This window comes from Pseudomonas sp. FBF18 (assembly GCF_024261405.1).
Classification (GTDB): domain Bacteria; phylum Pseudomonadota; class Gammaproteobacteria; order Pseudomonadales; family Pseudomonadaceae; genus Aquipseudomonas; species Aquipseudomonas palmensis.
In genome coordinates, this window is sequence record NZ_QKRS01000017.1 from 103,358 (window position 1) to 119,441 (window position 16,084).

Annotated in this window: 27 protein-coding genes; 7 read left to right on the top strand and 20 right to left on the bottom strand. The window is 59.7% G+C overall.

Annotated features, from left to right (window positions below):
* From DN387_RS21895 to DN387_RS21910, 4 genes are all read right to left on the bottom strand, one after another.
* Positions 1–698 (bottom strand): hypothetical protein (locus tag DN387_RS21895; RefSeq protein WP_254506315.1); only part of this gene is annotated, 698 nt, incomplete at its 3' end.
* 230 nt (positions 699–928) lie between these two features.
* A complete protein-coding gene (locus DN387_RS21900) occupies positions 929–2,638 on the bottom strand; it encodes a DNA cytosine methyltransferase (protein ID WP_254506317.1) in 1,710 nt (569 codons plus the stop codon).
* Positions 2,639–2,689: 51 nt separating this feature from the next.
* Positions 2,690–3,547 carry a phosphoadenosine phosphosulfate reductase family protein gene (locus DN387_RS21905; RefSeq protein WP_254506319.1) on the bottom strand — a complete coding sequence of 286 codons (858 nt, stop codon included), beginning with the start codon at positions 3,545–3,547 and terminating at the stop codon, positions 2,690–2,692.
* A 65-nt stretch (positions 3,548–3,612) separates the two neighbouring features.
* Positions 3,613–4,374, bottom strand: a complete 762-nt coding sequence (locus DN387_RS21910) for a GIY-YIG nuclease family protein (RefSeq protein WP_254506321.1) — start codon at positions 4,372–4,374, stop codon at positions 3,613–3,615.
* 111 nt (positions 4,375–4,485) lie between these two features.
* On the opposite strand from DN387_RS21910, the gene DN387_RS21915 reads away from it, so the two are divergent.
* On the top strand, positions 4,486–4,713 hold the full coding sequence (locus DN387_RS21915; protein WP_254506323.1) for a hypothetical protein: 228 nt from the start codon (positions 4,486–4,488) through the stop codon (positions 4,711–4,713).
* Here the strand turns inward: DN387_RS21915 and DN387_RS21920 are convergent.
* The 16 genes from DN387_RS21920 to DN387_RS21995 form a co-directional block, all read right to left on the bottom strand.
* Complete coding sequence (locus tag DN387_RS21920; protein ID WP_254506325.1) at positions 4,700–5,077, bottom strand: hypothetical protein; 378 nt, start codon at positions 5,075–5,077, stop codon at positions 4,700–4,702. The two genes, DN387_RS21915 and DN387_RS21920, sit on opposite strands and share 14 nt — an antisense overlap.
* 81 nt (positions 5,078–5,158) lie before the next feature.
* Complete coding sequence (locus DN387_RS21925) at positions 5,159–5,665, bottom strand: hypothetical protein (protein WP_254506327.1); 507 nt, start codon at positions 5,663–5,665, stop codon at positions 5,159–5,161.
* A 7-nt stretch (positions 5,666–5,672) separates the two neighbouring features.
* Positions 5,673–6,236, bottom strand: a complete 564-nt coding sequence (locus DN387_RS21930) for a siphovirus Gp157 family protein (protein ID WP_254506330.1) — start codon at positions 6,234–6,236, stop codon at positions 5,673–5,675.
* Positions 6,233–6,961, bottom strand: a complete 729-nt coding sequence (locus tag DN387_RS21935; protein ID WP_254506332.1) for a hypothetical protein — start codon at positions 6,959–6,961, stop codon at positions 6,233–6,235. The genes DN387_RS21930 and DN387_RS21935 overlap by 4 nt, the downstream gene beginning before the upstream one ends.
* 17 nt (positions 6,962–6,978) lie before the next feature.
* The gene (locus DN387_RS21940; protein WP_229589847.1) at positions 6,979–7,413 is read right to left on the bottom strand and encodes a hypothetical protein; all 435 of its coding nucleotides are present in this window, start codon (positions 7,411–7,413) and stop codon (positions 6,979–6,981) included.
* A gap of 290 nt (positions 7,414–7,703) precedes the next feature.
* The gene (locus tag DN387_RS21945) at positions 7,704–7,880 is read right to left on the bottom strand and encodes a hypothetical protein (RefSeq protein ID WP_254506334.1); all 177 of its coding nucleotides are present in this window, start codon (positions 7,878–7,880) and stop codon (positions 7,704–7,706) included.
* Entirely contained in the window at positions 7,877–8,416 is a 540-nt protein-coding gene (locus DN387_RS21950) for a hypothetical protein (protein WP_254506336.1), read from the bottom strand. The genes DN387_RS21945 and DN387_RS21950 overlap by 4 nt, the downstream gene beginning before the upstream one ends.
* Positions 8,413–8,604: a hypothetical protein gene (locus DN387_RS21955; protein WP_254506338.1), complete on the bottom strand. Its 192-nt coding sequence runs from the start codon at positions 8,602–8,604 to the stop codon at positions 8,413–8,415. The genes DN387_RS21950 and DN387_RS21955 overlap by 4 nt, the downstream gene beginning before the upstream one ends.
* Positions 8,601–9,017 (bottom strand): hypothetical protein, encoded by a 417-nt coding sequence (locus DN387_RS21960; protein WP_254506340.1) that lies wholly within the window; start codon positions 9,015–9,017, stop codon positions 8,601–8,603. Before DN387_RS21960 ends, DN387_RS21955 begins: the two co-directional genes overlap by 4 nt.
* A 20-nt stretch (positions 9,018–9,037) precedes the next feature.
* Positions 9,038–9,259: a DUF551 domain-containing protein gene (locus DN387_RS21965; RefSeq protein ID WP_114942265.1), complete on the bottom strand. Its 222-nt coding sequence runs from the start codon at positions 9,257–9,259 to the stop codon at positions 9,038–9,040.
* Positions 9,256–9,543, bottom strand: coding sequence for a hypothetical protein (locus tag DN387_RS21970; RefSeq protein WP_254506342.1), 288 nt, complete (start codon positions 9,541–9,543; stop codon positions 9,256–9,258). Before DN387_RS21970 ends, DN387_RS21965 begins: the two co-directional genes overlap by 4 nt.
* A gap of 297 nt (positions 9,544–9,840) precedes the next feature.
* Positions 9,841–10,113 carry a hypothetical protein gene (locus tag DN387_RS21975; RefSeq protein WP_254506344.1) on the bottom strand — a complete coding sequence of 91 codons (273 nt, stop codon included), beginning with the start codon at positions 10,111–10,113 and terminating at the stop codon, positions 9,841–9,843.
* 57 nt (positions 10,114–10,170) lie between these two features.
* A complete protein-coding gene (locus DN387_RS21980; RefSeq protein ID WP_100633213.1) occupies positions 10,171–10,350 on the bottom strand; it encodes a hypothetical protein in 180 nt (59 codons plus the stop codon).
* Between the two features lie 460 nt (positions 10,351–10,810).
* Positions 10,811–11,188, bottom strand: a complete 378-nt coding sequence (locus DN387_RS21985; protein WP_078479670.1) for a hypothetical protein — start codon at positions 11,186–11,188, stop codon at positions 10,811–10,813.
* A 93-nt stretch (positions 11,189–11,281) separates the two neighbouring features.
* The gene (locus DN387_RS21990; protein ID WP_254506346.1) at positions 11,282–12,301 is read right to left on the bottom strand and encodes a P63C domain-containing protein; all 1,020 of its coding nucleotides are present in this window, start codon (positions 12,299–12,301) and stop codon (positions 11,282–11,284) included.
* 75 nt (positions 12,302–12,376) lie between these two features.
* Positions 12,377–13,087: a S24 family peptidase gene (locus tag DN387_RS21995; RefSeq protein ID WP_254506348.1), complete on the bottom strand. Its 711-nt coding sequence runs from the start codon at positions 13,085–13,087 to the stop codon at positions 12,377–12,379.
* A gap of 90 nt (positions 13,088–13,177) precedes the next feature.
* Between DN387_RS21995 and DN387_RS22000 the strand changes: the two genes are divergently transcribed.
* The 6 genes from DN387_RS22000 to DN387_RS22025 all read left to right on the top strand — a co-directional run.
* Positions 13,178–13,387: a helix-turn-helix domain-containing protein gene (locus DN387_RS22000; RefSeq protein ID WP_254506350.1), complete on the top strand. Its 210-nt coding sequence runs from the start codon at positions 13,178–13,180 to the stop codon at positions 13,385–13,387.
* A gap of 28 nt (positions 13,388–13,415) precedes the next feature.
* Positions 13,416–13,610, top strand: a complete 195-nt coding sequence (locus DN387_RS22005; protein ID WP_028941800.1) for a hypothetical protein — start codon at positions 13,416–13,418, stop codon at positions 13,608–13,610.
* Positions 13,611–13,630: 20 nt separating this feature from the next.
* Complete coding sequence (locus DN387_RS22010; protein ID WP_229589836.1) at positions 13,631–13,879, top strand: hypothetical protein; 249 nt, start codon at positions 13,631–13,633, stop codon at positions 13,877–13,879.
* Positions 13,880–14,045: 166 nt separating this feature from the next.
* Entirely contained in the window at positions 14,046–14,768 is a 723-nt protein-coding gene (locus tag DN387_RS22015) for a Rha family transcriptional regulator (protein WP_254506356.1), read from the top strand.
* Entirely contained in the window at positions 14,768–15,559 is a 792-nt protein-coding gene (locus DN387_RS22020) for a hypothetical protein (RefSeq protein WP_254506352.1), read from the top strand. The genes DN387_RS22015 and DN387_RS22020 overlap by 1 nt, the downstream gene beginning before the upstream one ends.
* Positions 15,556–16,084: replication protein P (locus tag DN387_RS22025; RefSeq protein ID WP_254506354.1), on the top strand; the 529-nt coding region annotated here is incomplete at its 3' end. The genes DN387_RS22020 and DN387_RS22025, both read left to right, overlap by 4 nt.

Below are 16,084 nucleotides of genomic sequence, written 5' to 3' on the forward strand. Positions count from 1 at the left end.
ACCCTCGCGGCGATCCTGCGCGCCAGGTCTTCGACTCCCTCCAGCTCATTCGGCGCGCTGGGTTCTGCTGGCAGGCGTTCGATGCCCAAACGACTCTCGTCTTTCAGGGTCTGCGCCTCTCGTGCGCTTGGCTCTGCGCTGTACGGCTCGTCGCACTTCACGCACTTGCTGCGAAACGGCACGAACTCATGGGCACCTTCTGCGCACAGGTCGTTGCTCGGGTCTGCGCTGGTGGATAGGGCGGCGCGGGCAACAGATCCGTCTTCAATGAAGTCCGGATCGTCGCCGCACCACAGGATGTTCAGGGGCTCGCCGCTCACCGTGTCCCAGTTGCCGCTTTCGAAGTGGTAGTGCTCGCGGTCGGCGTAGAACTTCAACGCAGCGCGCAGGCGCTCCAGCTCGCCAGCGTCGGCGGAGGTTGGTGGATGGCGGTACAGGGGCACACAGTAAGCCCTCATGTCGAATCCCTGCCGTTCGCTTTTGGCTTTATCTTTCGCATGCACTGCGCTAAGGCCATTTTCGATCATGTACCAGGCCGGCTCGCCCTGGTACTGGGCGGGCGGCTGGGCGAGAAGGGCGCGCAGCTCCTTCCGCGCTCGTTCTTGGGTGATTCGAAGTCCGTTGCACGCTTCCTCAAGGAGGCTGCGCGGCACGCTGACCATCTGTTCGGTGTTGCTGGGGCGGTTTTCTGTGGGCATGGGGCGCCTCGTAAAACTGGTGATGGGAGTTGATTCGCCGCGCGGCGCCGGCGCCCGCTCTTGGAAAAAACCCAAGAGGACGAGCTTTTCACCGGCTTGCAGAATTTCCTCAAATACAGAGGAGCTGCACCGAGATGAAGAAGCGAGTGATAGAAGAGGTGATCGTTGAGCTAATAGCCCAGGGCATCCTGGATCTGGTGGCCTGGGCTTGGGCGCTGGTAAAGACCCTGCTATGCAGCTGAGGCAAGCCTTTCGGTTGTACGCCAAGGGTCGTTGGCGCGGGCCAGAGCCGCCATCGGAGGCGGGCTGACGCTATTTCCGCACATGTGCACCTGCTCGGTCTTGGTGAAAGGCTTGCCGTCGGCACCCTTGTCGATGATGTAGCTGGCCGGGAAGCCCTGGGCGCGGTAGAGCTCGTGCGGCTGCAGCATGCGCAGGCAGATGTCGACGATCACGTAAGGCGTACCCTTCACGAACACCGTGACCAGGCCCAGGCGGTCCTTGGTGGTGACCGTCGGCGCTGGCGCGTCTGCCGCGCTGGTGTTCTCGGTGCCGTAGTAGCTGACCAAGAAGGCCGCTACGCGCAGCGCCCCAGCTTCGTGCTCTGGCGAGAGCGTGTATTCGACCAGGGCGTGGTGCTCGGCGCCGGCGGTCATTGTCGGCACTAGGTCATCTACGGGACGGCCTACGCAGTTGCGGCGGAGCGTGGCCAGGCTGGCGGTCACGAGGCGCTGCTGGCTGCCGGTGTTGGTAACCGTGGTCAATGGCTCGTCGGCGCCCTTCGCTGGAGTGGTGTTGAACCCGCCGTTGGCTTGCTCAATGAAGGCTGTCACCAGCGCCCGGTGGCTCTGGGTCATAAGGGTGCCCATGGGTTGATCGGCAGGCACCGGCTTACCCGCATAGATCGGGCCGCCGGCCCCAATCATTACCGGGCTTGCCACGGCGAAGGACCCGCCCCGCGGCCAGGAAGTCACAGTGCGCAGCGGCTCATTTGCCGACTGGGCCAGCTCCCCAGACCAGTTCGCAATCGGCACGATGAAGGGCTGCGGGTTGTCCAGCACGAACTTCTTCATGCCCTTAGCGACCCGGCGCAGCGTGGCGGGGGCCAAGTCCTTCTTGCGGCCGAAAATGCTCTTGCTCGGCACGCTCCAGTCGATGCAGTCGGCGGCGGTGCGCCACTTCTGCTGGCCCTTGGCTGGGTTTTTGGCGTGGGTCGGCTCCGGCCATACGATGGGCTGGCCGTCGCAGCGGGCGATCATAAACAGTCGCTCCCGGCTGGTTGGCGCGCCGAAGTCACAGGCCTTGATGATTCGCCACTCCACCTGGTAGCCCATTCCTTCCAGCAGGTGCACAAAGCGGCGCCAGGTGATGCCGCGGCGCTTCGGGTTCGGTACCAGGAACTGCTGGTGCACCGGCACGCGCTCGCCCGGGGCAGCCACGGTGCCATCCAGTTTCATCACCCGGCCGGTGGCCTTGTCGCGCTTCGCGATGAGTGGGCCCCAGTGCAGGATCTGCTTCACGTTCTCCAGGCTGATCACGCGGGGCTTCTTCTTGCCGCCCCACTTCAGGCCAATCCACGACAGGTTGCGGATCTCGCGCTTGCGCGGCTGGCCGCCGGCCGCCTGGCTGTGGTGCGTGCAGTCGGGCGACATGTGGAACCAGCCCACCGGCCGGCCCTGGCATTCCTCGTCCGGGTCACCTTCGAAGACGTCGGTGGTGTAGTGCCGCGCCGCCGGGTGGTTGGCGGTGTGCATGCTGATTGCTGCAGGGTTGTGGTTCTTGGCCACGGTCACCGCGCGACCCAGGCCCATTTCCAGCCCGGTACCGGCGCCGCCGCCACCGCAGAAGAAGTCAACCACGATCTCGTCGTCTTGTGGGCTGAAACCCAGGTTGTACTGGGTCTTGAAGTCGAATGGGGGCATTTTCTGAAGTGCAGACATGGGCAGTCCTCGCCAGGCGGCATGAAAGATTTTTCAAGGTAAGGAAGGGGGTCAATCGCCGCAGAAGCAGTCGATGCCTTCATCGACTTCGGCGAAAAGGTCGTACTGAATCTCGGCGTAATCCATCATCTGCTGATAGCTGGGGCGGTCCTTGCGGAAGCGCGCCCCGTCGCCGGCGAACTGGCCTGTAGACTTCGTCACCCGCTCCTGCGTCGCCCACCAGTCGCCGCGGCTGCGGTCACTGGCAATGATCGAGTAGACCTGGTTCAGCGGCTTGAGGAAGCACAGGTCGCAGTTCCCCTCCAGTGTCCGGCCGTTGACGGTGGACAGCATCAGGTCGAATGTCTGGGCGGCCCAGAAGTCTGTCACGTCCTGAACGCCGGCGCCGGCATCCGCCAGAGGCATGATCATCGTGGCGTGCTTGCTCTCGCTGGTGCTGCCCCGGTTCCGGATCTTCACGACCCTGCGCGGCTCATCGGCGCGGATACCCGTCATCATGTCGACCGGCTCCTGCTCCGTGGACAGTCCAAGGCTGCGCAGGTATTTGTGAATGATCCGAATCTTCAGGTCGATGGTGCAGAACCTGGTCACCGGGTTGGGCAGATACTTGCGCTTGCGGATTACCGCCTCGAACGGCTCGCCGTTCCGACTGCAGGTGTCGAAGTCCACCACGGCAAAACCCTGCTCATCGTCGCGATACTCCAGCCAGGTGATTGGCACCGCCCAGCGCTCGGCGCACTCGCGGACGAACTCCAGGGTGGCGGGGTGTTCTTTGCCGGTGTTGGCGAAAAGTACGAGCAGGTCGCTCAGGTCATCGTTGTGGTCGAGCACCTGGCGCAGCATGTAGGCGCTGGTGCGGCCGCCTGAAAAGCTCAGGACAGTCTTGCCGCGCAGGCGGTACGGAGACATAGGCGGTCCTCGCCGGGGAGGCGTGATTAGTTGAAGCGGGGGAGGCGCTGGCGGGCACCGCTGGGTCAGGCAAGTTCGGCCAGAGGTAGCGGCACCTGGGCCTGATCGGCGGCACCGGCAGGGCGAACGGTGTTGAACCCTGTCTCAACCGCCGACAGGTTTTCGATCCAGTGACTTTCCCGCTGGGTGATGTAGGCCACTCGATTGGTGCAACCCTCTGGGTAGGCGATCACCTCGAGAACGGAGAACTCCCAGTCGGTGATATCGGAGCCGCCCAGGGCCGCGTGGAATTTGCAGCTGGTTGGGTTGCTCAGGTGTTGCCACCACCGCAGCGTGAATGGCTGCGTAGTCTGGCCGACGTAGACGCGGCCGCTGGACTTCTGTCGCACCTGGTAGATCACCGGTGGCGAACGACCCTCGCTTGCCAGTTTGAATTCCGAAAGGTCGCGAAACTTGGCCGCCGCCTGGCACTTCTCGGTGCAGTAGTCGTGGCTTTTGGTTTCAGTGTGCGGGTCGTTGTATTTGTCGATCAACTTGAAGACCGTGCCGCACTCCTTGCATGGCCTGTTTTCGAAGCGACCCAGCAGGTAAGTGTCGTGTTCGTCGATCGGCTGGATGTGTAGCAGATACTCGTGCGCTTCCATGTCCTTGCGAAGTACCCGCGACGGGAACTGGCGTTCGTATTGTTCCTCGACCAGAGCTTTCGCTGCCTTGCGCTCGGGCGCCTCAACCATGCCGCTGAACACTGGCGGCCAGGCCCATTCATCCTCGCCGTATGCGTTTTTGGCCGGGCGTCGGCCCTTGATCTGGTAGTAGAATTTCGCCATGGCTTTCTCCATGCATGCGCCGCCCTCCGTGCTGGTGGCGGCATGGTGGCAATTTGGTTTGGGATGGGGTATTACGGGTGACCGGCATGGGGCCGGACACAAGGAGTGGACATGGTAGGCAAGGTTATTAGCGTTAACGTGCCAGTTGAGACCATCAAAAAATTTCAAGAGCTGGTGTTGGCCAGAGAGGACTACAGGGCCCTAGCTCGAGACCTGAAAGGCGAGGTCCCCGACACCACAAAGGTGGAAGCACTAGAGCGGGAGGTTCTTCTGCGGCTGGGTCACCATGCCTTTGATGCGGTAGAGGCTGCTGGCGACAAATTCCTCACGCTTCCCTAACAGCCAATGGATTGTCGATCACGTAGATTCCACTATCGTCTGGGTCGTCGCCCGCTATAAGAAGCGGCTCGCGCATTTGCCGGCTGATCCTGAACTGGTCGAGTCGTCGCGCCACAAAATCCGACACAACGATTTCGTGGCGAGGCGCACTGAGGAAGTGGCGGGCCGCATCAGGCCCTAACTCATGGATGCGGTGGATCAGCAGGGTCATAGCCTCGCCGTTTTCCTCGACCTCGGCCCACTCCATGATTTCGGCCAGGGCCTGGCGGGTGCCCGGGCGGGCCTTCATGCGAAGGTCTTCTTCCTGGACCGCTGTTGCTTTCGTGCGGCGCTTCTGGTCGCGCTGCTGCTGAGTCATCGCCATACGGCACCCCCTTTAAACCGCTGGGCGGCAAGTGAACGTGCAACTGCCGGCGGCGCTGCTGCACTCGGTTGTTGATGCGCCTCATTGGGCCGCCTGGAATTTGATGTCGAACTCTTTCTGGATGGTCGAGATCAGCGACCGGCTGACACCCAGCGCCTCGGCGGTATCAGTTCTGTTCATGCCCTGTTCTTCGGCGCAGTACCGCACGAACCCTGAAAGCTCCTCCCGGCGCCGGCGGCATTCTTCGTGCTCTCGGGCCTTGGCCGACTGAAATGCGATGCCGTACTTTTCAGAGAGCTTGAACAGCTGCTTCCTCGATAACCCCGTGGACTCCATCGCTTCGGCCTGCGTCATGGTTTTCGACATTTCGCGGATTTCCGCGATTCGCCTGGCTTCTGCCGCGCGCTTCTTCTGGGCTTCCGACTTGATGGAAAAGATCTGATCGGAGCCAGCGGCCTTGGGTGGGCGGGGCTTGTAGTTGAACCCCTTGAGTTCGACCACCCGGCCGCCAGATGCGAAGAAGGCAGCCTTAGCTGCCTCCAGTTCTGCCTGGCGCTGGGCGCCGGCGATGATTTGATTGTCGGTCATGGCATCCTCACTTGATCCGGATGGTGCTTTCGCCGCGCTCAAGGTGGGCCCAAGGCGCGTCAGGGATCAGTTCGTGCTCGCAATCCTCGCCGGCGGACATGCGCTTGCGCACTGCTTCGTTGTGCTCGCGGTCAGCCTTTAGCTTGGCGGCGATCGCCTTTTTGTCAGGGTCCTGCGTTACTGCCACGCGGACCAGATCGACCGGAATATCTTCCAGGTTGTCTACGATCACCTTCTCTGGTGCAGCGGCCAGGGTGATAGTGAACAGTGGACGCTTGATCGACTTGAGGTTGGCCGCCTCCATATTGCGGCGAAGATAGTCGCCGATCTGAGTGACGGCGTTCTTCTTGACTCGCTTGAGCTCAGTCAGGCGATCGATCTCTGCATCAATGGCTAGGACCTCGCCGTCGATGTTCCGGCGTAGCATGACGATGTTGTCGGCCTTATCGCCGAACTCACCCGCGATGCCATCCATGGTGTCTTGGATGGCCTGCTTTAGGCCTTCATCGTCGGTGTCGGCCATGGCGGCCAACTCCATCATCTGCTTGGTAAGCGGGTAGAGGCTGCTCATGCGGCGGTCTCCTGGGCGAATTTGGGAGAGAGGTCGGCAAGTTCTTTGGCCACGCGCTGAACGCCGGCGGTATCATTGCGAGCGCCAAGCCTACGAACTGCGGCGTCATGAATCTTCTTCAGCTCACGGAAGCTCTGAGCGCCCTTCATCGCATCAACTGTTCCCTTAATGAAGGCCAAGCGCTCCTGCTTCTGACGCTCGATCTCAGCCTCTTTGTCCTCGGCCTGCTCGATAGCCTGCTCGGCCTGCAGCTGCTGGACGTAGTTCTGGTCATCGAACATCCCGAGGAACACGTCGGCGCTGAAGCCCAGCATCGACAGTGCCTTCTTGATCGCGTCCGTCAGCGATTTCTTCGGCGCCTCGCCATCGGTCGTTGTGCCGTACTTCGACTTGTAGAGGTACTGCGTGCACCCATACTGCTCGATCTCACCGCGCTTACCGTCCAGCATGAACCAGAAGGTGATCTTGATGGTGTGGTTCAGCTCGAAGCCCAGGCTGACGCGCTTGTCACCTTCGCCTGAGAACATTTCGGCGCCCTTGTCGAATCGCTCCTCGACCACGTTCCAGCCAAAGCCGATGCCGGCCGGACCAAATACCTCGGTGGCCTTCATGATCATGGCCGTGCCGTTCAGGCTGGTGATCTGCTGGCCGCCGACCTTGGCGTCCTTGGTGAATCGGGTGTCGGTCGTTTGGACCTTCTCCCAGATGCTCATGTTGTTGGTCATTTCCAGGCTCCAGCAGCTTATGCCGTCAGCTTCTTGAGAATGGCCTCGCCGACCTGAGTTTCGATCAGGTCGCGCAGGGCGCTATGGTCGTAGTCGGCGATGATGTCGCTGACGCGCTGGTGGATCATTGGCTTGAGGTCTTCAATCGCCTGCTGCATCTGCTGCCAGCCTTTGCTGGCTTCTCGATCCCAGGCGTTGGGCGGGCTGAACACGGTAGTCGAAGACAGGTTGTTGATGACGCTTATGGCCTTGTCTTTGAGCGTGGCCACCATGTTGCCGTCGAAGTGCTGGTCGACGATCTCGCCAACCAGGTAGTAGGCCGAGTTGCTGATGATGCGCTCGAAGTCTTTCTGAGCATGGGCGGCTGCGGCAGCGCTGAAGGCATCGGTCACGATCCGACGCTTATCAGACTCGCTCAGGTAGTCGTCGACGTTGATGGTTAATTCGGACATTGGGATACACCTCACGCCAGGCCGGCGCCGTCAGTTGGAATAGTGAAATGCCAGGTCACCCAGGCATGAGGTTGACCCAAGCCCTGGCTGCGGTGGATGGTTGCGCGCTCTCGCCGCTTACGCTCCCGGAGGGGTACGGTTATCCCCGATGGGGCCCGCCGTGCGCCGGGTGTGAATTCAGGAAGTGAGGGTGCCGGCCAGGGCGCTCGCAAGCATCCAGGCAGTGCAGATGAAGAGGGTGGTGAAGCTGCCGCGCCAGAAGGCGAAGCGGCGGGCGCGCTGGTAGCTGGTCATGGACACGGCCTCGGCCGCGCGATGGGTCGGAGCTTCAGCCAGTCGGCCTTGATCGGGTAGGGCAGGTCCGCGACACGCATGCCCACCGGGAACCGCAGCGTGCCGCGCACCTGGGCGGCGTTCACTTCTTCGACCTGCTCGTCAATGAGCGTCTTCACGACTGGTGTGGTCATGACACCTCCTGCTTGCGGTAGCCAGCATCCCAAATGGCCGATTCAATCGAGCCCTTGGCGCTTGAGGTCAAGATCTGGCGAATCTCGGCGATCCCTGCCTCGCGCTCTTCCGCTGCGATCTGCTCGAGCGTGCGGATTGGGCGAAAGCACCCATGTGCGCCTTGAGCAACCTGCAAATACTCAAACTCAGGCGGTGCAAAGAAGGTGAACGCCGCGACGTCAATTGAGCCGCTTTTGAAGTGAGCGATCACCGTCACCCGATCACCAATTATGGGATCAGACGGCAAGGTTTCCTCCGGATTGAATCCGGCGAACTCGCATACTGTGCCAACCGGCGGTAGGCCCTCACCATTCCAAGGTGCGACTGGCGCGACATAGTCTGGGTGGCTGCTCACATGGGTTAGATCCCCCATCTTCCAGTCGACAACACGCCAGAATCCTTCAAAGAACCACCACTGGCCCTTCTCGTACTTTCGGAACCCTTTGTTTCCGCATCCTGCCTCGATGTACTGGGTGCCTTCAGGGATATTGATCAAGCGACCTCCTTGCGCCCATCAACGATCTTGTTGAGGCGCCCGCAGTAGTGGTTGAACTCTTCGATGGTGATGCGCTGATCCGCCATCATTTCGGTGAGCTGGCGCTGGAGCATGACGCTCCAACTGAGCGGGGTGCCTGGATGCGCCATTGCATCCAGTTCCTGGTCGATCAGGATGTGAGGGCTCATATCTCGGCATCCTCTTGCTGGGCGATCAGTGCGTCATCGGCCAGCGGCTCAAGGAACTCTGCCGCCACATCGATGAGACGACGATCCGGTTTGTCGTCGCCCAGCAGGCTCGCCGCCGTGGTCCTGCAGGGCTCGCCAAAGGCCGCTTGGATGACGATCTCAGCCAACCAGTCGCCTTTGTCCTCGCCGTCCTCCCAGCGCTTCAGCAGGAGCATCTGGATGTGGGTCTTGAACTCAGCGAAGGTGACGATGCGCGGCGCACGCAGGCGGCGCTGCACTTTGATGTCGCTGCCCCGAGCCAGCCGCTCCCCGGCTTCTTCCTGCCAGGCCAAGCGCGCATCCGCCAGAGCATCGATCACTGGAGGCGGCTGCCGGTTGTCGTACTCAAACTGTGCTGCTCGAAGTGCGCCCATGGTCGCCTCCAGGTGGTGGGTTACTCGGTGGGTGGAGTGAGGTGCGGCTGCCAGTGAGTCACGCGGTGCTCGAAGCGCGAGCCATCCCCGTAGCGCCAGTCAATGCCGTTCCAGTAGAGGAAGCGGGCGCCGTTGAAGGCGCTCTGCGCTTTTCGTGCTGGCGTGTAGGCGATTACCCAGGCCTTGCCGCCGCCCCTGGGCAGCTCAGGCATGCGTTCAGAGCACTTGATCCAGCCGCTCATGACTTCACCCGGGCGGCGAGCGCGATACCGCCTGGAGAGCTTGGCAGCGGAGTTGCCCAGTTCTTTTCGAAATCGGACATGGCGGCGCCTGGCGAATCGCCGAACCCGGCTACACCGCTTTGCAGGTCTTCACCGTACAGCGCGCACCATTGGTTCCCGTCGATGCTCAGGGTTGGGCGGTAAAGCACCGAAGGGCTGCTGGCGTTTTCGGCGATGGCGTGAAAGCAGAGCATCGCGTTGTGCTCAATGGCACTGCATGCCATGAGGCTGTGTTCGTCTTTCATGAGTGATCCTCGGCAACCGCATTGGCCAGGAGCCAGGCGCGGGTGACCAAACCCACCTTGAAAGGTGGCCTGGCACCTGCCTAATGCGGTCGTATGTGAAGGGAAGGGGATGCGGGATGCATCGGGGTGTGAACTGGCAGGAGCCAATCTCTGCATCGACCGGTGTTCGTTCCTCCCGATCTCGCTGGATAGAAGCTGTGCTGCTTGGCGGCAGGATTCAGTTCACACTCCGATGCAGCCTGCGATGGGGAGCAGGGCATCGGGCAGTTAACGTCAGGCTGACGTGGCGCTGGTTGTTCAGTCGTCTTCGCCCTGGGCCAGCATCTTTTCGATGTCGGCGGCGACCGGCTTCTTCCAGTTTTTGATCTGGCCTGTCTCAAGGTCGATGTTCAGGATCAGGTAATCGCCGTAGTGGTCACCCGGGAAGAAGTCGGGCACGTAGCCCTCGTAGCTGCCCACCTCTTCGCCCTGAGCGTCCTGTAGGCCTGCGGCAAAGCCATCGCGCACCTTGATGTGAAGGCGTAGCTCGGTCACATCGACCTGAACCGTTTTTTGCTGGTTGATCTGCATGCTGCGTTCCTCGGTTGATTTCCCGTCTGGCCCTGTCGCCAAGGCCAGCCAGTGAAATCAGGCGGCGCGCACCTTGCTGGCTCGCGCCTTTTTCTCCACGCCGTCCACGTCCACAACCAGGTACTCACCGCCGCCCCGGCCATGGCCCAGGTTCTTGGTGCCCACGTACTTGCCCGGGCTTTCGGTGCCGCGAGGGTTAGTGAAGATGACGGCCTGGCCTTTCGTGAATCCGCTCATGGGAGCTCCTTTCTGTTGGGGTGATTTCCCTGATACCCCTCGCAAGAAGGGCATCGAGGAAATCTGCCGCGACCCGCTACTGGCGTCAGTTGCGCGGCAATCTTCTGGTTGTTCCTCCAGCCGCGGGCCTTTCGGCTTGTTCTCCCGCTGGATAACTGGTCTTGGCGCTTTACGCTGCACGCCCGGGGCAGTTGCCACCCCTCTGGACTGTTGAGGCCTGTCCATCGCTGCCTTTGAATCTGGGCCGGTGTCGATCCGGCAAGGTGTGTCGCTAAAGAGCGTGCCCGGTTGAGGGCCTATGCAGGACCGGGTGAGTCGCTGCGTGTTGAGGTAAATTTAGAAAGTTAAACCTCGCGCGTCAAGCATTTTGTTTAAACATTTAAACTTTTTAGGCGCAGGCGCTCCTTTCGCCCACAAAAAAGCCCGCACTAGACGGGCTTGTGTTGCGAGAAGGCCGGGGTTATTCGCGACGGAGCGAGGCAGATCGGCCGTACTGCCTTTCGAATTTTTCCACCATCATCTGACAAGTGCCACGGACGAACCTGCGAGCATCCAGAGATTGCAGTTCGTCGTCCACGCCTTTCCAGCAAAGGTCGATGGCCGCTCTAGCCTTGCTTTTCTCGTCTGGAGGTCCTGAAAGGGCGCCGATGATCATCAGGGCCCCAAGCAGCAGGATGGGAGTTAGAACTATCCATGGCCAGATCGGCTTGCGAGGCTTCGCCGGAACTTGTCCATCATGGGTGCCAGTAAGCAAACTCATGCCGCAGTGCTTGCAGCGAATGGCCTCGGCCTTGATATCCTCGGCGCAGTAAGGGCACTTCTTGTCAGGTGATTCCACCGAAAGACCTCCATTTCATGAAGGCACCATCCTACCACTCTGGCCACCAGCCATCACGCGAGCATAAAAAAGCCCGCCGGAGCGGGCTTAGCTTTAAACGTCACTATCATCTAGGTCTAGTGCCAATGTATCGCCGAAGCGCGGATGTATGATGTTCAGCTTCTCGATGAAATCGGGATAGTCTTTGCTGAGCTTCATGACTGTGACCGCAGAAGCCAGGTGCTCACGGAGCTTCGGATGCCCCGTATCAGGTGTAAGCCGCTGGAAGAGCTTCCCTTTTTTCTCATCCTTAGAATTTTGGTTTTTGAGCTCTGCCAAAAGGCTCGGCGCGAGGCGCTTGTAGACTATATCGTTCGTAAGGGTGCCAAAATACTGTGGGCGATAATTAGCGTTTTCCGGTGGGTACTTCAGGCCACGAAGCCTGAATAGCTGTTCGTAGTAATCGGAGGGGAAAGTCCTGACATAGGGCTGAAGCTCTTTCGCAACGAACGCTTCAAGAATTTTGGCCAAAGCGTCCTTGGCCCTGTCTTTCTGATAGCCAGTTGCCTCGTCAACCAGCGCAATGATGCCAACCCTAGCGAATCCTCTCACTAGAATTTCAGCCTGGACGGCGATGTGCTCTTGCTGTTTTTGGAGCTTCCCGGCTGTTCGGGCTGCCAAGATCGCATCACACAGGTCGGCAATCAGTGTCGCCGGATACCCTGAGGCAACCCCACCACCACCGCTGTGAGTGAACTTTATCGGATTCCCGATCAGTGCCAGCAACTCATTGTTTATAAAGGGAGAAATCGATTTTCCCTGTACAAAACCTGTGAGTCGGTCAGCACCACCAGCGCGAGAGCCATACTTCATTCCAAGCCCGAGAACGATGCCGCGTTGAGAGATGACCCTCGTCCCGTCCTCTAGTACATAGCATGGTATCTCGATGTCGCCGATTCTTAGAGGATGATCACTCGAGCCATGCGTAGCCTTAGGTAGCTTCTTGGCATCAGCTTTTGCCTTAGCCGCTTTCTTGGCAATCTCACTACGACGCTCAGGCGTCAGTGATTTTGCCCTAGCATCCCCGCCTTTCGAACGACCAGAAGCTTTTTTGCCTTTTTCATCGTCAGCCATAATTGCAAGGTCTCAAGTGATTGAGCTTGCAATGATCTCTATTTGCATGCAGAAAATCAACAGTGCTTGCAATATTTAGAGTAAAACGGAGTACCAGAATACCTTCCCCAGCACGCTAATCCCGCTTTCAGCCAGTTGCTGCGCGGTGTACTCCTCGTCCGGATGCTCATCCTGGTTGAAGCTACGGAACCGCAGGCCGCCGCCAGGCATCCGGTACAGCGTCTTCACGCGTAGCTCGCCGCCGTGGTCGATCGCGTACATCTTCCCGTCCTTCACTGCGGTCGATGATTTGTCGACACCGACCGTGCTGCCGTCCGGCAGAACCGGCTCCATGCTATTGCCGTGCACCGTCACGCACACGGCCTGATCAAACTGCACGCCCTGGTTGCGCAAGGTTTGCTTGCCGAAGCGTAGCTTTCTGCTGCTCGACTTCTCGATCACGGTACGGCCAGATCCTGCGGACAATTCAACTTCCTTAAGGAACGGAACGTATACCTCGTCGTCGTCTAGCGGGGTCTCATCGTCCCACACCGATATCGGGCCAAGCATCGTTGCATTGGCCTTGGTCTGAGCGACTACGTCAGGAGGGTTCTTTCCGTCAGTGAGCCACTCCGGGGCGCAGCGAAGGACCTTGGCAAGTGACAGGAGATTCTTGCCTGTCGCGCCATTTTTTCCGTTCACCCAGAAGCTCACCGTCCCCTTGGAGACGCCTGTGAGCTTGATTATGTCAGCTGCAGTTAGCCCTAAGGCCTTCATGCGCGCCTGAAGCCTGTCTTTGAATTCCATATTTAGGATTTTAAACACTCGACGGTTTAGATGTTTGCATTTGTGATGTTTAAGCGTCTAAACTGCGAGGCATGCAAATGGAGAAAAAACATGACCTATGACGACGCCCTGAAGATGTTTGGCTCAGGCAAGGCAATCGCTGACGTTCTCGGCGTTACTAGAAGCCGCGTCTCTCAGTGCCGCGCGACAGGCGGGTTCTCCTACCCAATGCAGTGCGTGTTGGAGAAGGAGTCAAGCGGGGCGTTGATCGCCAAGCGCGAAGACGATCCTGCCAGCTCGCTCAAGAAATCCGCCGCTTAACCACTTCAACCGCAAGGAGCAGTACCGAATGGCATACCACGACCAAAGTCACCTGAAAGACCGGGAGATCAAGTCGCGCTACGACGAAGAGACCTATGAGGCGCTGAAGGCCGTAGCACGGCTTCACAAGCTTCAGCTGGCTGTCTTCGTGCGCATGTGTGTTGAGGAAAAGCTGGAAAGCATTATCGAGAGCGATGTTACCGACAAAAGCCAAATGGCCTGAAGGCCCGGAAGGAGGCCTACGTGCCCGAAACCACGATCTGCCACGGGATCGAGGGACGACTGTACGAAAAGCTTGAACGGTTGGCGAAAGCCGCAGGCATGACGCCTGAACAGTACGCCGCAAAGCTTGGGACAGAACAGTTCTTCGAAAAGACCAGGCCAAAAGGAGCCGGAAAAGTCCGGAACCTGCCAGTGCCAAAGCGCGCTGCGCCTCAGGACTCAATAGTCCCTGAAAAGGCAGCTGGAGGGGCTAATGAAGACCTTCATTAGCAGGACCACAAATCGCAGACGAAAAAAAACCACCCGGCCAGGTGGTTCTTCGTACTGCATTCGTTGCAACTCTGTGAGGTGAATAATGACCGAATCCAAGAAGCCAGGCAAGGGCCTATACAGTCCCGCGCCACAAAACGCCTGTGATGATTTTGTGGCGCGCACTATGTCGTCGAGGGAAATAGCTGCCCTCACAGCGAAGCGACATCCTGACGTTAAGAGGGACATCGTTTCGATGCTCACGGGCCTTCAAGAGAATGTGAGCGATTTTGCTCACATCTATTTGGACAGCCGGAGTCGTGAGCAAACCGAGTACCTGCTGGATCGAGAGCACACCGAATGCCTTCTGACCGGTTATAGCCCGATGCTTCGTATGCGGGTGATTCGCCGCTGGCGAGAACTTGAATCACAGGTCGAAAGACCAGCCAGGATCAACGGCGCCAAGGTCAACGGCGAGATAGCAATCTTCGAATGCTTCACCAGGCTGCTCAAGCCGTCGCCGTCCAGCCAGATGCTCATGCTTTCGAAGATCGCAGCCAACAACGGGCTTGAGTCGAGCTTTCTCCCTGGTTACGCCATCGACGCGGCTCCGGACGCCGCTGGCGGTTCTTCTATGGAAACCAAGCCGGTCAGCGACTTGATTCGAGAGCATCGAATTGCAGGCGCCGCAGCTGCGTTCAATCGCCTGCTGGCTGCCCACGGATTCCTCAGGAAGTGTCAGCGAAACAGCACCAGGCGTGGACTGGTGGAGTTCTGGTCGATCACTGACAAAGGCCTGCGGTTTGGCAAGAACCTCACCAGCCCCCAATCTCCCCGCGAGACCCAGCCTCACTGGTATGTAGAGCGGTTCGCTGAGCTTGCCGAGCTTATCGGCAAAGGGCGTCAATGATGGCCAGATCAAGAAACATAAAGCCAGGGTTCTTCTCGAACGAGCACCTGGCAGAGCTGGACTTTGCCACTCGCCTCCTGTTCATCGGCCTGTGGACCGAGGCAGACCGTGAAGGGCGCCTTGAGGATCGGCCGCGCCGCCTGAAAATGGCCCTGTTCCCAGCTGACAACGTCGACATCAATCGCATGCTGGATGACCTGGATCATTTGGGTTTCATCAAGCGTTACACCGTGGGCGATGTGAAAGCGATTCAGGTGATCAACTGGGCCAAACACCAGAACCCGCACGTCAAAGAGGCGAAGAGCACTATCCCTGAAATGCCCTGTTTAGAAGGGTCGCAGGTTGAGTCTGGTGCAAGCATGGTGCAAGCACGAGACTCGCATGGTTCTTTCCCGGCTGATTCCCTCTCTCTTGATTCCGGATTCCTGATTCCTGATTCCCTCACTCCGTCGCCTGCGGCTCCTGACTCTGCCGAGCTGTTTTCGCGGTTCTGGAAGCTGTACCCCCGCAAGGTTGGCAAGGACAAAGCCGAGAAGGCCTGGGCGAAGATCAAGCTGACCCAGCCACTGTTCGACGAGATCATCGCTGCGCTGGCCAAGCACTCTGTCACCCCGGGCTGGACCAAGGACGACGGCCAGTTCATCCCGCATGCGTCGACGTGGCTGAACGGCAAGCGCTGGCAGGACGAGGTGCCAGAGGTCGCGGCCAACGTCCACCAGTTGCCAGTGCGCCGCAACGAGCCTGATTTCAACGACACCGAGTGGGCCCGGAATCTGGTGGTGCGCACATGAGATCAGCCAACCAACTGATGGCGTCAATGAACAACCGGCCACCAGAACTGCATGGCGGCCCCGTTGTGGTCTCCCTGGAGACCGCTGAGGTGGTTAACGGCCTGTTCAGGCGCCTACGGGGCATCTTCCCTGCTTGGCGCCAAGCCTGGCCCTCCACAGAGGCTCTGGCGGCCGCCAAGGAAGAATGGATCAAGGAGTTCGCCGCCCAAGGCATCCGCACCATTGAGCAGATCGAGTTCGGCATCGAGAAGTGCCGCAAGCTCAAGAAGCCCTTCGCGCCAAGCGTGGGCGAGTTCATCGCCATGTGCCAGCCGACGCCTGAGGACTTCGGTATGCCGGCGCCGGCCGACGCCTGGATTGAGGCGCTGATGGGCATGTACAGCCACGAGGGCGTGAAGATCGCAGCCGTGGCTACCGGCCTGTTCGACCTGCGCGCCGCCCAGCAAAGCGACAAGGGTCTGCAAGCGCGCTTCGACCGTGCCTACCAGATCGTGCTGCGCCGCGCCCAGGACGGCCAGCCACTGG

Coding starts and splice junctions, on each gene's coding strand:
- DN387_RS21900 (WP_254506317.1), bottom strand. CDS start 2,638: ATGTCTGCACTTCAGAAAATGCCCCCATTCGACTTCAAGACCCAGTAC.
- DN387_RS21905 (WP_254506319.1), bottom strand. CDS start 3,547: ATGTCTCCGTACCGCCTGCGCGGCAAGACTGTCCTGAGCTTTTCAGGC.
- DN387_RS21910 (WP_254506321.1), bottom strand. CDS start 4,374: ATGGCGAAATTCTACTACCAGATCAAGGGCCGACGCCCGGCCAAAAAC.
- DN387_RS21915 (WP_254506323.1), top strand. CDS start 4,486: ATGGTAGGCAAGGTTATTAGCGTTAACGTGCCAGTTGAGACCATCAAA.
- DN387_RS21920 (WP_254506325.1), bottom strand. CDS start 5,077: ATGGCGATGACTCAGCAGCAGCGCGACCAGAAGCGCCGCACGAAAGCA.
- DN387_RS21925 (WP_254506327.1), bottom strand. CDS start 5,665: ATGACCGACAATCAAATCATCGCCGGCGCCCAGCGCCAGGCAGAACTG.
- DN387_RS21930 (WP_254506330.1), bottom strand. CDS start 6,236: ATGAGCAGCCTCTACCCGCTTACCAAGCAGATGATGGAGTTGGCCGCC.
- DN387_RS21935 (WP_254506332.1), bottom strand. CDS start 6,961: ATGACCAACAACATGAGCATCTGGGAGAAGGTCCAAACGACCGACACC.
- DN387_RS21940 (WP_229589847.1), bottom strand. CDS start 7,413: ATGTCCGAATTAACCATCAACGTCGACGACTACCTGAGCGAGTCTGAT.
- DN387_RS21945 (WP_254506334.1), bottom strand. CDS start 7,880: ATGACCACACCAGTCGTGAAGACGCTCATTGACGAGCAGGTCGAAGAA.
- DN387_RS21955 (WP_254506338.1), bottom strand. CDS start 8,604: ATGAGCCCTCACATCCTGATCGACCAGGAACTGGATGCAATGGCGCAT.
- DN387_RS21960 (WP_254506340.1), bottom strand. CDS start 9,017: ATGGGCGCACTTCGAGCAGCACAGTTTGAGTACGACAACCGGCAGCCG.
- DN387_RS21965 (WP_114942265.1), bottom strand. CDS start 9,259: ATGAGCGGCTGGATCAAGTGCTCTGAACGCATGCCTGAGCTGCCCAGG.
- DN387_RS21970 (WP_254506342.1), bottom strand. CDS start 9,543: ATGAAAGACGAACACAGCCTCATGGCATGCAGTGCCATTGAGCACAAC.
- DN387_RS21975 (WP_254506344.1), bottom strand. CDS start 10,113: ATGCAGATCAACCAGCAAAAAACGGTTCAGGTCGATGTGACCGAGCTA.
- DN387_RS21980 (WP_100633213.1), bottom strand. CDS start 10,350: ATGAGCGGATTCACGAAAGGCCAGGCCGTCATCTTCACTAACCCTCGC.
- DN387_RS21990 (WP_254506346.1), bottom strand. CDS start 12,301: ATGGCTGACGATGAAAAAGGCAAAAAAGCTTCTGGTCGTTCGAAAGGC.
- DN387_RS21995 (WP_254506348.1), bottom strand. CDS start 13,087: ATGGAATTCAAAGACAGGCTTCAGGCGCGCATGAAGGCCTTAGGGCTA.
- DN387_RS22000 (WP_254506350.1), top strand. CDS start 13,178: ATGACCTATGACGACGCCCTGAAGATGTTTGGCTCAGGCAAGGCAATC.
- DN387_RS22005 (WP_028941800.1), top strand. CDS start 13,416: ATGGCATACCACGACCAAAGTCACCTGAAAGACCGGGAGATCAAGTCG.
- DN387_RS22015 (WP_254506356.1), top strand. CDS start 14,046: ATGTCGTCGAGGGAAATAGCTGCCCTCACAGCGAAGCGACATCCTGAC.
- DN387_RS22020 (WP_254506352.1), top strand. CDS start 14,768: ATGGCCAGATCAAGAAACATAAAGCCAGGGTTCTTCTCGAACGAGCAC.